Here is a 15,192-nt window from a genome sequence, read left to right on the forward strand (position 1 = left end):
CCCGGCGGGTAACGCTCCGCCAACGCAACCGGCCAAGGGGCCCCTCTTGCTGCTTTATCGCCTTCTCGTCTCGCTCGCCGCCCCGGTGCTCGCCGCGCTCTTTGCGCTGCGGCTGCTGCGCGGGCGTGAGACCGCGGAAGACCTGCGCCAGCGCCTCGCCACCACCGATGAGCCACCTCTGCCCGGCCCGCGCCTCTGGCTGCACGGCGCCTCAAATGGCGAACTCGCCGCCGCACGCGGCCTGGTGGACGCGCTGCTGGCAGCCCACCCGGGCCTCTCGCTCACAGTCACCGCCAACACCACCACAGGGCGCGATATGGTCACCGCATGGGCACTGCCCCGCGTGACCGCCCGCCTCGCCCCGGTAGATCTGCGCCGCCCCCTGCGGCGCTTCCTCGCCACCCACGCACCCCGCGCCCTTGTGGTGATCGAAAACGAACTCTGGCCCAACCGCCTCACCGCGCTGAAAGCCCGGGGCATCCCGGTTATCGTCGTCTCTGCTCGGCTCTCCGCCCGCTCCGCCGGGCACTGGGGCCGCCTCCCGGTCGTCGCCCAAGAGGTGCTTGCTTCCATCACCAGCCTCTCGGCGCAGGACGAGGAGAGCGCCGCACGTTTCACCGCCCTCGGCCTGCCCGATGCGGCCCGCGCCGCGCCCCTCGCCCTCAAGGCTTCCAGTCCGCCCCCCACTGCGGACCCAGCACAGCTCGCCGCCCTTGCGCCCGCCTTCGAACGTGAAAACACCCTGCTCGCGGCTTCGACCCACCCGGGCGAAGAAGAGCAAGTGCTCGCCGCCTTCACCAAGGCCCGCCAAAGCCGCCCCGCCCTCCGGCTCATCCTCGCCCCCCGCCACGCCCAGCGCGGGCCGGAAGTTGCCGCGCTGGTTGCCAAGGCCGGGCTGCCCTTTGCGACGCGCTCCGCAGGCGAGGCCCCCGGAACCGCGCCGGTCTTCCTCGCTGATACGATGAGTGAGATGGGTCTGTGGTATGCGCTCTCCGGCCTATGCTTCACCGGCGGCTCGCTGGTGGAGAAAGGCGGCCACACCCCTTGGGAGCCCGCCCACTTCGGCTGTGCCCTGCTGCACGGCCCCTCCTCCTTCAATCAGGCGGAGGCCTTCGCCGCGCTCGACGCTGCAGGTGGCGCGCTCGAGGTTTCCGATGCCGCCGCCCTCGCCCATGCGCTCGCAGAGCTCACCCCCGAGGCGCAGGCTCGCATGGCCGAGATCGCCCGCCAGACCGCCGACGCGCGCAAGGCCGATCTCGCGCCACTTGTCGCCCGCATCGCTTCGAATGCCGGCATTTAGCACCCCAACCCGTGACGCCTCCGTGAATTTCCCGGTTGCGCGGCTGGTCACTTGCCCCTCTCATGTTAGCATCGCAGCAGAGAGACCCCGCCGAGCCATTTGTGACCAACCGCCCCGTGAACAAGCGCATCAGCCATCCCAAGCCGATCCACGTGCCCGTCCGTCTTGCCGGACGTTCCAAGCGTGCGCTGCGCACCCAGTTCGCCGCACTCTGTTACCGGGTGGTCCAGGGCGACGTCGAGGTGCTGCTGATCACCTCCCGGCGGCGCAAACGCTGGATCATCCCAAAGGGCTGGCCGATGGATGGCCGTTCGGGCGCGCAGGCCGCAGCCCAAGAGGCGTGGGAGGAGGCCGGGGCCAAGGGCAAGGCCCATCCGCGCTGCCTCGGCGTTTACAGCTACACCAAGGTCTCCGGCCCGCGCAAAGGGCTGCCCTGCCTCGTGGCGGTCTTCCCGGTCGAGGTGAGCGAGCTGCATGACAGCTTCCCCGAGCGCAAGCAACGCAAGCGCAAGTGGTTCTCCGTCCACAAGGCCGCCAGCAAGGTCGAAGAGCCTGAATTGCGGGCCATTCTCGCCGGTTTCCGCCCGCCCACACCGCGTCACACCTCCGACACCGGTAATTGAATTTTCATGTGGCCAGGGCTAGGTAGCAGGCAATGATAAAGTATGCGCTGCAATGCCGCGAAGGCCACCGGTTCGAGAGCTGGTTTGCCGACGCCGATGCCTATGATGCTCTCGCCCGCGCGGGCCATCTGAGTTGCGCAGTCTGCGGTGGCGCTGAGGTCGAGAAATCGGTGATGGCCCCGCGTCTCGGCAAGGCGGCCACCGTCCCCACCAAATCTGCAGCGGGTTCCACACCCTCCGTGCCAGCGCGTCCCCTCAGCACCGCTTCGACGCCGCAGGAAAAGGCTTTGGCAGACCTCCGCGCCAAGGTTGAGCGCGAGAGCGAATATGTCGGCGGCGAGTTTGCCCGCGTGGCCCGCGCCATTCACGATGGCGACGAGCCGCATCGCTCCGTCCACGGAGAGGCCCGGCTGAAGGATGCCAAGGCCCTGCTCGAAGATGGCATCCCAGTCATGCCCCTGCCCTTCGCCTCCCCGCGCAAGACCAACTGAGATGGCGGGCTTTCACGCGGTGATCACCGGCGCAAGCCGCGGCATTGGTCGCTCCCTCGCCGAACGACTGGCCACTGAAGGCCCGGTGCTCGGCACTTGCCGCAGCACGCCTCCCGACCTGACCGGCGTCACATGGGCGACCGTCGAAATGGCCGATCCGGCCTCCATCACTGCTTTCGCTGCCGGACTTGAGGGCGCGCCCATCGAGCACCTCGTCTGCAACGCCGGCATCTATCCCGACAAGGGGCAGAGCCTTGAGGGCGGCTACCCGCCCAAGATGTGGGCCGAGAGCTTTACCGTCAACGTCACCGCCGCCTTCCTCGCGGTGCAGGCACTGCTCCCCAACCTGCGCAAGGCGCAGGCCCCGCGCATCGCCCTCATCTCCTCGCAAATGGCATCCGACACCCGCGCACCCGGCGGCAGCTACATCTACCGCGCCTCCAAGGCCGCGCTGCTGAACCTCGGGCGCAACCTCGCGACCGACCTGAAGCCGGAGGGCATCGCCGTGGGCATCTATCACCCCGGCTGGGTCCAGACCGATATGGGCGGCAGCGCCGCCGAGATCACCGTAGATGAGGCCGCAGAGGGCCTTGCAGCGCGCATCGCCGAGCTTTCGCCTGCCACCACCGGGCAATTCCTCACGTGGGATGGCCGCCCCCACGCCTTCTAAGGCGCAGGCAGCCCGCCCTCTCAGAACTTCGTTTCACCCGAAACCGGCGTCACCTTCCGGCGGCTCACCACCGCCTCGCGCCACGTGATGAAGCTGATCGCCGCGATGATCACCGTGCCGCCGAGGATCACCCAAGTGTCGAGCCCCTCGTCGAACATGAAGTAGCCGAGCGCCACCGCCCAGATCAGCTGCAAGAAGGTCACCGGCTGGGTCACCGTCACCGGTGCACATTTGAACGCGACGCCCATGGTGTAATGCGCCCCTGTGGCAAAGGCCGCCGTCAGAAAGAGAATGCCGAGGTCGTGCCAGCTCACCGGTACCCAGACCGCCCATGCAAAGGGAACGAGCCCGATCGATACCGTCACCGAAAGCATCGCCACCAGCGTCGCCGCGCTCACCCGGTCCGAGATCTGCTTGGCCACGATATAGCTCGCCGCAAGGCACAGCGCCGCGCCAACCATGGCCCAATGCCCTGCCTGCAGCTCCCTGAAGCCCGGGCGCAGGATTATGATCGCCCCGATAAGGGCCGCCACCACCGCGAGGATCCGCCGCAGCGCCATCTTCTCCCCCAAGAAGATCACTGCGCCCAGCGTCACGTAGACCGGCGACATGTAGTTGAGCGCCGTCACCTCCGCGATGGTGATCGTGCTCATCCCGTAGAACCAGAGCATGACCCCCACGGTATGCGCCGCGCCGCGGCCAGCGAAGATCTTCAACTCCCGTATGCCGAGCCGGTCGGCCCGGATCGCCGGGATCATCGGTAGGATAAAGATGAGCCCCAGCGCGTAGCGCAAAAAGGCCGCCTGAGGCGCCGGCACCCGCCCGCCGGTCAGCTTCACCGAGGCCGTAACCGCGACAAAGAGCACGCCGGTCACGACCATCCAGAGCACGCCCGCAACGGGGCGGTTGGGTGCAGTTGTTTCGGGAGAAACCGTTGCCATGTGAACTATGTGCGGGAGTCATGCGACAAGGTCAACCGGGATGCCTCCGCGTCACGCTCCCATGATCAGCCCCGCCGCGATCACCCACATCACTACCCCGATGCCCACATCCAGCACCCGCCACGCAGTGGGCCGGGCAAAGATCGGGGCGAGCAGCCGGGCGCCATAGGCCAGCGTGAAAAAGAAGGTGAAAGAGGCGATGGCCGCCCCCGCCCCGAAGGCCAGCTCATGCGGCTCATAACGGGTCGAGATCGAGCCAAGCAGCGCCAGCGTGTCGAGGTAGACATGCGGGTTGAGCCATGTGAGCGCAAGGCAGGTCGCCAATGCAGCAAGCCGCGTCTGCCCGCCGTTGCCCGCACTCTCCAACGCCTCGCCCCCACGCCACGCCGCCCAAAAGCTCCGCGCCCCGTAAGCCACCAAAAACGCCGCGCCGCCCCAGCGGAACCACGGCAATAGCGACGGCATTACATCGGCCAACGTGGCGAACCCCGCCACCCCAAGGCTGATCAAGACCGCGTCCGAGAGCGCGCAGGTCAGCGCAACCTCGAACACATAGGCCCGCTTCAGCCCCTGCCTGAGCACAAAGGCGTTCTGCGCCCCGATTGCCAGAATCAGCCCAAGGCTCAGGGAGAACCCCGCAATCGCCGCATCCCACATCTGTCCGCCTCCTTCCGGTGTCAGGGCGTGCTATGGGACCGCGCCGAATAAGCCTAGTGAATTTAACTGATCCGGATTAAGCATAGCTTATGTTCACCGATCCTGCCCTCCTCGCCCTCCATGCCGTGCTCCGCACAGGCAGTTTCGAGGGTGCCGCCGCGCAGCTAAACGTCACGCCGCCCGCCATCTCCCAGCGCATCCGGAAGCTGGAAGAGCAGATGGGCACGCCACTGATCCGCCGAACAACGCCCTGCGAGGCCACCGATACCGGCGCCCGCCTCTATCGCCATGCCGAAGAGATGGGCCTTCTCGCCCGTGCTTTGGCCGCAGACCTCGGGCAGCCCTCTGCGCCTGCCACCCTGCGCCTCGCCGTCAACGCCGACAGCCTTGCCACATGGTTCATCGAAGCCATGGCCGGGGTGGAGGGGATCAGCTTCGATCTTGTTGTGGATGACGAGGATCACTCCGCCGACTGGCTCCGCCGAGGCGAAGTGCTGGCCGCCATTTCCGCCCACCCCGGGCCGGTGCAGGGGTGCGACGTGCATGCACTGGGCGCCCTGCGCTACCACGCCACCTGCGCCCCGGGTTTCGCCGCCCGCCACTTCCCGCAGGGACCAACGGCAGAGGGCCTCGCCCGCGCGCCCTGCCTGAGTTTCTCCGCCAAGGACCGGCTGCAAAGCCACTGGATGCATGCCGCGACCGGAGCGCACCCCTCTCCGCCCCATCACACCCTGCCCGCCACCTCGGCCTTCATAGATGCCGCCCGCGCGGGCCTCGGCTGGGGCCTCAACCCCGCCCCGCTGGCCGCACCGCACCTCGCCGATGGCTCACTGGTCGATATGAAACCCGGCCTTACCGTGGACCGCCCGCTCTATTGGCTGGTCTCCCGCCTCGCCGCGCCGGCGCTGGCGGACCTCACAGCCTCGGTCCGCGCCGCCGCCCGCGCCCATCTCGTGCAGCCCGCTCCGGAAGAATTTTAACGAAAATTCTTCCCTGCCCGAAAATTCTTCGTGAAGAATTTTCCACCCGCGCGCGCCATCACGCTCGCCCCATCACAACGGCCAGAACACCAGAATGAGCGGGATCGACACCGCCACCACGAGGATCTCCAGCGGCAGCCCCATGCGCCAGTAGTCGCCGAACGAATAGCCCCCCGGCCCGAGGATCAGCGTGTTGTTCTTGTGTCCGATGGGGGTGAGAAAGGCCGAGGAGGCCGCCACCGCCACCGCCATCAGGAACGGGTCCGCCGAAACGCCCAGCGAGTTCGCCATCTGTATCCCGATCGGGGCGGCCACAATCGCCGTCGCCGTGTTGTTCAGCACGTCCGAGAGCGTCATCGTGACGACCATCAGGATCGTCAAAATCGCCCAGGCCGGCCATCCTTCCGTCAGCCCCACCAGCCCGCCCGCGATCAGCTCGGTGCCGCCCGATTCCTCCAGCGCCGCACCCAGCGGAATCATCGACCCCAACAGCACGACCACCGGCCACTCAATGTGATCATAGAGCTCGCTCAGGCTGAGGATCTTGGTCAGCACGTAGCCCACCACAACGATCCCCAGTGCCACCGGCAGGTAAAGCAGCCCGAAGGACGCCGCCGCCACCGCGGCGGCGAACAGCCCGATTGCGAGCCAAGTCTTGCTGTCCTGTGTCACCGCAAGGCCCCGGTCGGCCAACGGCAAGGCGCCGATCCACGCGGTCACCTCCGCCGTCCGGTCGTTGGGCGCAAGCAGCAGCAAGATGTCGCCCGGCTTCACGATCTCCTTGCGCACCTGGCTGGTGATCCGCTTGCCCTGCCGCGAGATCCCCATGAGGATCGTCCGCTGCCGCCAGCTCAGCCCGATCCCATGCGCCGAGCGCCCGGCAATGCGCGAATCCTCCGGCACCACCACCTCGATCAGCCCCAGCCCGGCGCCAGCCTCGGCCAGAAGCTCCCGGCGCTTCTCGTCAGAAAAAACCAGCGCGTGCGAGGCCCGGAACTCGTCCAGCGCATCCGGCACCGCCTCCAGCACCAGCGCATCCTCAGCTTCGATCTTTGTCAGCCGCTGCGCGCCGTAGAGCCGCTTGCCCCCGCGCACCAGCCCCAGCACGCCCACGTCGGCCTTGGCCGCCAACTCCTCGACATCGCGCACCCTCTGGCCCACGAACTTGGAGCCCTCCGGCACCGTCAGCTCGGCAATGTAATTCTTCACCTCGCTCTCCGAGACCGCGCCCGCCCCGTCCCCGGTCGAAGGGATCAGCCGCCAGCCGCCGAGCGCTACAAAGGCCAGCCCCGCCAGCGCCGTCAGCCCGCCCACGGGGGCGAAGTCGAACATCCTGAACGGCTCGCCCAGCGCATCGCCCCGCACCGAGGCGATGATGATGTTGGGCGGCGTGCCAATGAGCGTGGCCATGCCGCCGAGAATGGTGGCAAAACTGAGCGGCATCAGGCTCAGCCCCGGCGAACGCCCCGCCTTCCGCGCGGTCTGAATGTCCACCGGCATCAGAAGCGCCAGCGCCGCGACGTTGTTCATGAAGGCGCTGAGCACACCGCCCACGCCGCCCATCAGCGCGATATGGCCGCCCAGCCCCCGAGCCGAGGAGACCAGAGTTCGGGTGATCAGCAGCACCGCGCCCGAGTTCACGAGACCGGCCGACACAACCAGCACCAACGCCACCACCAGCGTCGCCGGGTGGCCAAAGCCCTCGAAGGCCCGGTCCGAGGGCACAACGCCCAGCACGACCCCGGCCATGAGTGCCGCAAAGGCCACGAGGTCATAGCGAAACCGTCCCCAAAGCAGCAGCCCGAAGACTGCCCCGAAAAGCACGAAGAGTGTTACCTGATCACCCGTCACCTGGGCCCGCCCCCTGAAAATTCATTCGGCCGATCATGGCCCCCGCGCTGCCGGAAGGAAACCCGCCACGCACCTTGCCCCCGGCCCCGCCTCTGCCCTATATAGCCCGCCAGATCAGCCAACCAGCACGCAACGGAGGCCCCCATGGCCGGCCACTCAAAATGGGCGAACATCCAGCACCGCAAAGGGCGGCAGGATGCGGCTCGCTCCAAGCTCTTCTCCAAGCTCGCCAAGGAAATCACCGTGGCGGCCAAGATGGGCGACCCCGACCCCGACAACAACCCGCGCCTGCGCCTCGCGGTGAAAGAGGCCAAGTCGCAATCGGTGCCGAAGGACGTGATCCAGCGCGCGATTGACAAGTCCCAGGCCGCAGGCGGCGATGACTACAAAGAAATCCGCTACGAGGGCTACGGCCCCGGCGGCGTGGCGGTGATCGTCGAGGCGATGACCGACAACCTCAACCGCACCGCCTCTACCGTGCGCTCCACTTTCGGCAAGCACGGCGGCAACCTCGGCGAGACCGGCTCTGTCGGCTTCATGTTCGACCGCAAGGGCGAAATCACCTACCCCGCCTCCGTGGGCGACGAGGACACGGTGATGATGGCCGCCATCGAAGCAGGCGCCGAGGATGTGGAGAGCACCGAGGAGGGCCACACCATCCTCTGCGCCGACACCGATCTCAACGAGGTGTCTACCGCGCTCGAGGCCGAACTGGGCGAGAGCGAGACCGCCAAGCTGGTCTGGCGCCCCACCACCACCACCGAGCTGGACCTCGAGGGCATGCAAAAGCTGATGCGCCTCATCGAGGTGCTGGAGGATGACGACGACATCCAGCGCGTCACCGCCAACTTCGAGGTTTCCGACGAGGTGATGGAGCAGCTCTCGGCTTGACGGTTCGCGTCAACACCCATCCGACAACCAGCCGCGCCCTGATCTGGGGCGCGGCTTTTTTCGTGCCGATGATGTATTGGGCCCTGTGGCTGAACGTGAAGGACGGCTGGCTCCTCCTTCCGCTCGCCGACAATGGTCGCTCGACCGAGCCCTTGCCCTTCGGCCTCGGTGTGATCGCTGGCTTATCTCTCGCCTTCGGTCTCGGAACAGCCGTGGCACTCTGGCAGGCCCGCTTCGGCTCGCTGCGTTCCATCTTCCTGCCCGGCCCCGGCCGCTTCGCGCTATGCTTTTTCCGGACCTGCCTGACGCCCTACACCAGCATCGCGATTTTCCCGATGCCGGTGGTTTTCGTGTTGGGGTTTGACGCGTCGGCGGTCATTGCCTTCGCGATCTACTTGGCCGCATGGCTCATCGCCGCCGGGCTCATCATTTCCGGCCACCGCCCCAAAGTGCTCCGCGTGCTGCTCTTTGGCCAAAACTACATCGTTCTGTGGTCGGCCAATCTGATTGCCTGCGGCCACTTCGCCTTTCGGGTCTGAGCCTAGTTCAAAAAAAGCTTAGCGGGTCCACATCCACCTGCACCCGCACTCGGTTTGGCCAGTCGAACTGCGCCAGCCAAGTGGTCACGGCCGCCTGCACCGGCGCGGCCTTCTCAGCCTTGATCAGCAGCCGCACGCGGTGCCGCCCGCGAATTCGTGCAATCGGCGCGGGCGCGGGACCGAACACTTGGGCACCAATCGCCCTGAGCGGCTCCGCCCGCCGCGCCATCGCCGAGCCGAGGCTGTTCACATCTTCCAGCTCAGGCGACGACAGAACGATCCCCACCAGCCGCCCATAGGGCGGCACGCCCGCCGCCTTGCGCTCTTCCGCCTCGGCCCGCCAGAAGGCCTCTTCGTCCCCCGACAGAATCGCCCGGATCACCGGATGCTCCGGTTGGTAGCTCTGCAGCACCGCCAGCCCCGGCGCCTCGGCCCGCCCGGCGCGCCCGGCAACCTGCCGCATCAGTTGAAAGGTCTTCTCCGCGGCCCGCAGGTCACTCCCCTGCAAGCCCAGATCGGCGTCGATCACCCCCACCAGCGTCAGCAGCGGAAAGTTGTGGCCCTTTGCCACCATCTGCGTGCCGATAACAATGTCCGCCGCCCCGCCGGCAATGCCCTCCACCGCCGCCTTCAGTGCCCTAGCGCTCCCGAACAGGTCGGACGACAGCACCGCCACCCGCGCCTCCGGAAACAGCTCCTTCACCTCCTCGGCCAGCCGCTCCACCCCCGGCCCCACCGGTGCAAGCTTTCCCTCCGCCTCGCAGCTCGGGCAGGCCTCGGGCACAGGCTCGGTATGGCCGCACTGGTGGCACATCAGCCGCTTTAGAAAGCGGTGCTCCACCATTCGCGCGTCGCAATCCGGGCAGGCCACCTGATGCCCGCAGGCCCGGCAGATCGTCACCGGTGCGTAGCCCCGCCGGTTGAGAAAGAGCAGCGCCTGCTCCCCCTTCTCCATCCGGTCGCGCACCAGCCCCTGCAGGGAGGGAGACACCCACCGCGTCGCCGGCAGCCCCTCGACCCGCATGTCGATGGCCCGCATCTCGGGCAGCACGGCGGCCCCGAAGCGCGATGTCAGCTCGACCCGCGCGTACTTTCCCGCCTCCGCGTTGGCCCAGCTCTCCAGCGACGGCGTGGCCGAGGCCAGCACCACCTGCGCGCCCTCGATGGAAGCCCGCAGCACCCCCATATCGCGGGCGCTGTAGGTTACGCCGTCTTCCTGCTTGTAGGAGCCGTCATGCTCCTCATCGATCACGATCAGCCCCAACTCACGAAACGGCAGAAACAGCGCCGAGCGCGCGCCAACCACCAGTGAGGCCCCACCCTCGCCCGCCATCTTCCAGCAGCGCCGCCGCTCGGTGACCGTCACCCCGTGGTGCCATTCGGCGGGCTTGGCGCCAAAGCGCGCCTCGACCCGGCCAAGAAACTCCTGCGTCAGCGCGATCTCGGGCAGCAGCACCAGCGCCTGCCGCCCCTGCGCGAGGCACTCCGCCACCGCCTCCAGATACACCTCGGTCTTGCCCGAGCCGGTCACGCCCTTCAGCAGCGTCGTGCCATACTCACGCGACGCCACCCCGCGCCGCAACGCCCCCGCCGCTTCCGCCTGCTCGTCATTCAGTGCCTTGCCGCCGTAGTCGGGGTCGAGCGCGGGATAGGGCACATCGCGCGGCGCTAGCTCCTCGCTCACCGCGCCAAGCTTCACCAGCCCCTTCACCACCCCGGTCGAAACGCCTGCGATCTCCGCCAGCTCGCCAAGCGTGAAACTCAGCCCGCCATGCTCTTCAAGCACGCCGAGCACCCGCTCCCGCGCGGGCGTCATCCGGTCAACCGCGCCGCCACCGGGGCGATAGACCTTGCGCATGCCCGGCGGCGTCGCCAGCCCCGGCGCGCGGGTCGCCATCCGCAGCATCTGGTGCATGTCGGTCAGCGTGTAGGCCCCGGCCCGCTCCAGAAACTCGCGCATCCCCGCGCCCATCGGCGCAACATCCAGCACCTCGCCCACGCGGCGCAGCTTGGCCCGGTCGAATCCGCCCTCGCCCGGCCCCCAGACCACGCCCATCACCCGGCGCGGCCCCAGTGGCACCACAACAAAGGCGCCCTCCGCCACCCCGCCCTCCGGCGCGGCATAGTCCAGCGTGCCGCCCAGAGGCTGGGTGGTCAGAACCGCAACTGGCTCGCCCGCCGCAAAATGGCCGTTAGCGCTCACATTCTCCCCAATATCCGGGTTTCAGTGCCCCCTGTCCTGCGGTATGAGAGGCGCAACCGCAAGTCCGCCCGAGGAGGCCGCACATGAAATTCTTCGTAGATACCGCCGAGATCGACGCCATCGCCGAGCTGAACGACCTTGGCATGGTCGACGGAGTCACCACCAACCCCTCCCTGATCCTGAAGTCGGGCCGCGACATCCTCGAGGTCACCAAGGAGATCTGCGACATGGTCGACGGGCCGGTTTCCGCCGAGGTGGTGGCCACCGAAGCCGATGCAATGCTGGAAGAGGGCAAGAAGCTCGCGGGCATCGCCCCCAACATCGCGGTGAAGGTGCCGCTCACATGGGCCGGCCTCAAGACCTGCAAGGCGCTTTCCAGCCAAGGCACAATGGTGAACGTCACGCTCTGTTTCTCCGCCAACCAGGCCCTGCTCGCCGCCAAGGCCGGCGCCACCTTCATCTCCCCCTTCATCGGGCGGCTCGATGACCTCAACCTCGACGGCATGGACCTGATCGGCGACATCCGCACGATTTACGACAACTACGCCTTCTCCACCGAGATCCTCGCCGCCTCGATCCGCTCCGTGAACCACATGAAAGACGCCGCCCTGATCGGCGCCGACGTCGCCACCGCCCCTCCCGGCGTGATCAAGCAGATGGCCAATCACGTGCTGACCGAGAAGGGCCTCGACCAATTCGTGAAGGACGCTGCGAAGGCGGGCATTAAGATCGTCTGACGGCGGTGTCCCGCCGTTAAATTCCTGATCCCTTCACAACCCTCAACCGATGGTTTAGGGGCCTGTCTCCAATTCGGCGTGCCTCCTGCGCCGGCTTAAGAGCTGTGAGTGACCGCGAATGAAGTCGTTTTTTCAGGGTATCGTCGGATACATCAAATCTCTCCTGATCGGCCCCTTCGCCATAATGATCGTCTGGCTCCTGTCGGAGCGCCAGCGTTGGAAGACCCGCGGCCAAAAGCCGGTCGTTCACAATGAATCCCCCTACGATGGCCGCCGTATCATGCTGTTGGCGCTCTACGAAAAGGGGACGCTCCGGCCTGACGTCATTCGCCTTCTCAAAGCGGCGCGCAACGAGGGTCTCTACATCCTCGCGGTCAATACGCTCAAACTGACAGATCCTGCAGAGGTCGAGGGCCTGATCGACTGCTACATCGAGCGCCCGAACTTCGGCCGTGATTTCGGCAGCTACCGCACCGGTTTCCTTCACCTCTTCCAGCGTGGCTGGCACAACGATTGCCCACGACTCTTGCTCATCAACGACAGCATCTTCTTCTCCGAAGAGCGGATGTCAAAGTTCCTGTCGGATATGATGGGCAGCGAGATCGAGGTTCTCGGTTCGACCGAGAACTTCTTCATGGAGCATCACCTCGGCTCCTTCTGCATCGCAATGAGCGGCAGTGTTCTGCGCAACCCGTCCTTCCGCACTTACTGGAACCACTACAAACAAACCGACCTGCGCCCCTATGTCATCAAACGCGGCGAGATGGGGCTTACGAAGACCCTGAAGCGCTGCGCGTCCGCGCCCGATCAGTTCAAGGCCCTGTATGACACCAGCCGATTCCTGAACGCCCTGCGCCATGATCCCGATTTCGTTGACTTCACCATCAAGAACGGGCGCACCTGCGACATCATCGTCTGGCCGCGTTTCAGCGCCCGCAAGGTGATCGACTTCCTGCAAGGGCGTTACCTGATCTCCGCCGCTGACATGGACGACCGCAAAGACCTCCAACTCCGGGTCGACAGCACGCTGGATGAACTCGCACGTATGTATCCGGTGAATGACAGCGCAACCCTGCGCGGTTTCGTGGCCAAGCATCTGCATGCCGACGAGAAGGTGGATGACACCGTGCTCGACGACGCCATCCACTCAGTGCTCGGCGATATCTTCATGCAGGGTGGCCACATCCACCAAAGCCCCGCCCCGCTGATCCACCTCGGCCTGCCGATCATAAAGCTCGACGCGATTTATCGCGGCACCCAGAATGTCTACGACACGCTTCGGATCGCTCATCTGCTCCAGCCGGTGGAAGCCGATGAATACACGCACATCCTGACCAGCCGCCCCTTCGGTGGCGACACCCTGACCGGTTGGAAACGCGTCGCCTTCATGAAGGGCTACATCTAGCGTCAGCGCCCAACCGCCCTGTAGCGCCCCAGGAGAACTGTAGTGAGTAAAGTCGATCTGATCATCGGTGGCTATGAGCGCGGCGGCACCACGCTGCTGTCAGAGATCTTCCGCGCCAATGGTTTCGAATCCGGCTTCGAATGCGGCGTGTTGCTGGCGGATCAGCCTTCTGAATTCCCACTTCAGAAGCGCTATTACCAGATGCTGCGCCGCGGATGGCGGATTTCGGAAGAAACCAGAACAAAAGCGTGTCAGGGTGACTTTGACCATTTCTATCAAACCATCTGTAACGCTGCATTCCCGGACTTCACCGGCCGGTTCTTCGACAAGACCCCTCGCTACATGCGCGAAATTGGGGCCTGCATGCATCGATACCGCAAGATCAAGTCTGCTGTCATTATTCATCGTGACCCGCGCGCTGTCATGGCCTCCATTTCAAAGCGAATGGAGCCAGGTTTGAACCCCGAAGAAGCAATCAGAAAGAACTTCTCGGGCCTCGTGCAGCGCTATCTGAACTACTTTATCGGATGCGCTGCGCATTTTGATAATGCGAACGTTCTGTTCGTTCCGTTTGAAGACCTTGTGAGCCGTGAAGAGGCTTGGAGAAAGCAACTGGGGGTCTTTGCCACAGGTCACCCCTTCTCAGAGAACCTGACAGCGTCTCGCTTTAAGAACGTCGAAAACAAAGGCCTGTCTTTAGCCAAGGTAATGGAGTTCGATCGGTTGCTTTCAGGAGACCTTCAGCACGAGATTCTCGCTGCGACACGGATGGCGTCCGTTTTCTTCGCAGACGCAACCGACCGGGCCAAACATGGTGATGAATGGGCGGAGACCAAGGCCGAGATCCGGTCAATCATGGCGAAATTCGAACTTCCGCGCAGTATGGTTCTCGATGATGGCACCTACTTCGAGCCATTCACTTATTTGTTGAGAAACGAGGGAATACGCAAAGCTGGCCGCAACCCGTTGGCGCACTACAAACGCCACGGCAAGAAAGAAGGCCGCTCACCGCACTAGTACGCCCGTAGTCGAAATTCACCACCCATTGTTCCACAACCTGCTTGGCGCATGTGTTCAAACCGAGTCCAAGGAGCAACAAGACATGACAACCCGAACAAGCCCGATCTGCGCTTTCGTTCATGTTCCGAAGACCGCAGGCTCCACGATAAACGACTACCTTCAGCGGTCTGAACGAAAAGGCGAGTCCCATATCGAAGCATGGGCCAACCAGCCTGAGACTGCGCGAGATAAGCTGGCGAAACTAGAATGGGTATCAGGACACGTTCCATTCCGCCGGATGCGCGCGTTGATCTGTAACAACACTTTTCGGCACGTGGAGTTTTTCACCCTCCTGAGAGACCCACTCAAACAGCTGATGTCTCACTACAATTGGCTTATCGAAATCCATCACAGGGGTGGTGATTTCTATAAGAGCCATCCACCGCGCATCAAAGAGATTTCGAAGTCGATCCGTAACGCCGACAACAGCAACCCGACAGAAGTTGCACAACAGCTGTCTCGGTTCCCCGGTCTGTTCCTAAATCAACAGGCGAGGCTTGTGTTCGGAGCTCTTCCAACGACCACGGAGCCCGAAGATTTCAGGAACCGCCTAGCGGCATACCGGCAAGTAGCGACCGAAGAGACATTGCCTGACTTCGTTAAGGCAATTTCGGGTCTAACCTATGAGCCGCATAGCCGCAAAAATGTGAGTGGCTACCACTTTGACAAAGAGGTCTTTCAAGCACCTGAATTGAAGGCGTTTATATCGAAGCATCACGCCATCGACTTGGCTTTGTATCGGCACCTGCTCGACAAATGAGCCCCCCAGACCGCAGCGTACGCCCCTGTGACTCAACCGCCACCTTCCTCCCCCGCCCGGGCCTGACCCCGACAAAACCCTTGCC

The 15,192-nt window shown here is 65.0% G+C and carries 15 protein-coding genes; 11 read left to right on the top strand and 4 right to left on the bottom strand.

The window, feature by feature from the left end:
• Positions 1–46 precede the first annotated feature (46 nt).
• The 4 genes from KUV38_RS10105 (at position 47) to KUV38_RS10120 (ending at position 3,084) form a co-directional block, all read left to right on the top strand.
• Positions 47–1,300 carry a 3-deoxy-D-manno-octulosonic acid transferase gene (locus KUV38_RS10105; protein ID WP_222469923.1) on the top strand — a complete coding sequence of 418 codons (1,254 nt, stop codon included), beginning with the start codon at positions 47–49 and terminating at the stop codon, positions 1,298–1,300.
• Between the two features lie 101 nt (positions 1,301–1,401).
• The gene (locus tag KUV38_RS10110; protein ID WP_315898612.1) at positions 1,402–1,923 is read left to right on the top strand and encodes an NUDIX hydrolase; all 522 of its coding nucleotides are present in this window, start codon (positions 1,402–1,404) and stop codon (positions 1,921–1,923) included.
• A gap of 32 nt (positions 1,924–1,955) precedes the next feature.
• A complete protein-coding gene (locus KUV38_RS10115; RefSeq protein WP_222469925.1) occupies positions 1,956–2,414 on the top strand; it encodes a DUF1178 family protein in 459 nt (152 codons plus the stop codon).
• Between the two features lies 1 nt (position 2,415).
• Positions 2,416–3,084, top strand: coding sequence for an SDR family oxidoreductase (locus KUV38_RS10120; protein ID WP_222469926.1), 669 nt, complete (start codon positions 2,416–2,418; stop codon positions 3,082–3,084).
• Between the two features lie 20 nt (positions 3,085–3,104).
• Here KUV38_RS10120 and KUV38_RS10125 read toward each other — a convergent pair whose 3' ends face one another.
• Entirely contained in the window at positions 3,105–4,025 is a 921-nt protein-coding gene (locus KUV38_RS10125) for a DMT family transporter (protein ID WP_222469927.1), read from the bottom strand.
• Between the two features lie 51 nt (positions 4,026–4,076).
• On the bottom strand, positions 4,077–4,682 hold the full coding sequence (locus tag KUV38_RS10130) for a LysE/ArgO family amino acid transporter (RefSeq protein ID WP_222469928.1): 606 nt from the start codon (positions 4,680–4,682) through the stop codon (positions 4,077–4,079).
• Positions 4,683–4,771: 89 nt separating this feature from the next.
• Between KUV38_RS10130 and KUV38_RS10135 the strand changes: the two genes are divergently transcribed.
• The gene (locus tag KUV38_RS10135) at positions 4,772–5,662 is read left to right on the top strand and encodes a LysR family transcriptional regulator ArgP (RefSeq protein ID WP_222469929.1); all 891 of its coding nucleotides are present in this window, start codon (positions 4,772–4,774) and stop codon (positions 5,660–5,662) included.
• A gap of 72 nt (positions 5,663–5,734) precedes the next feature.
• On the opposite strand, the gene KUV38_RS10140 is transcribed toward KUV38_RS10135, so the two are convergent.
• Positions 5,735–7,513: an SLC13 family permease gene (locus tag KUV38_RS10140; protein WP_222469930.1), complete on the bottom strand. Its 1,779-nt coding sequence runs from the start codon at positions 7,511–7,513 to the stop codon at positions 5,735–5,737.
• A gap of 144 nt (positions 7,514–7,657) precedes the next feature.
• On the opposite strand from KUV38_RS10140, the gene KUV38_RS10145 reads away from it, so the two are divergent.
• Positions 7,658–8,404, top strand: coding sequence for a YebC/PmpR family DNA-binding transcriptional regulator (locus KUV38_RS10145; RefSeq protein WP_222469931.1), 747 nt, complete (start codon positions 7,658–7,660; stop codon positions 8,402–8,404).
• Entirely contained in the window at positions 8,401–8,943 is a 543-nt protein-coding gene (locus tag KUV38_RS10150) for a hypothetical protein (RefSeq protein WP_222469932.1), read from the top strand. Before KUV38_RS10145 ends, KUV38_RS10150 begins: the two co-directional genes overlap by 4 nt.
• A gap of 7 nt (positions 8,944–8,950) precedes the next feature.
• On the opposite strand, the gene KUV38_RS10155 is transcribed toward KUV38_RS10150, so the two are convergent.
• Positions 8,951–11,146, bottom strand: coding sequence for a primosomal protein N' (locus tag KUV38_RS10155; protein ID WP_222469933.1), 2,196 nt, complete (start codon positions 11,144–11,146; stop codon positions 8,951–8,953).
• 83 nt (positions 11,147–11,229) lie between these two features.
• Between KUV38_RS10155 and fsa the strand changes: the two genes are divergently transcribed.
• The 4 genes from fsa to KUV38_RS10175 all read left to right on the top strand — a co-directional run bounded on the left by fsa (position 11,230) and on the right by KUV38_RS10175 (position 15,107).
• Positions 11,230–11,883 carry a fructose-6-phosphate aldolase gene (gene fsa / locus KUV38_RS10160; RefSeq protein ID WP_222469934.1) on the top strand — a complete coding sequence of 218 codons (654 nt, stop codon included), beginning with the start codon at positions 11,230–11,232 and terminating at the stop codon, positions 11,881–11,883.
• Positions 11,884–12,001: 118 nt separating this feature from the next.
• Positions 12,002–13,288, top strand: coding sequence for a rhamnan synthesis F family protein (locus KUV38_RS10165; RefSeq protein ID WP_222469935.1), 1,287 nt, complete (start codon positions 12,002–12,004; stop codon positions 13,286–13,288).
• A gap of 42 nt (positions 13,289–13,330) precedes the next feature.
• Complete coding sequence (locus tag KUV38_RS10170) at positions 13,331–14,305, top strand: sulfotransferase (protein ID WP_222469936.1); 975 nt, start codon at positions 13,331–13,333, stop codon at positions 14,303–14,305.
• 85 nt (positions 14,306–14,390) lie between these two features.
• A complete protein-coding gene (locus KUV38_RS10175) occupies positions 14,391–15,107 on the top strand; it encodes a hypothetical protein (RefSeq protein ID WP_222469937.1) in 717 nt (238 codons plus the stop codon).
• Positions 15,108–15,192: the final 85 nt, after the last annotated feature.

Source organism: Vannielia litorea (assembly GCF_019801175.1).
Lineage (GTDB): Bacteria > Pseudomonadota > Alphaproteobacteria > Rhodobacterales > Rhodobacteraceae > Vannielia > Vannielia litorea_B.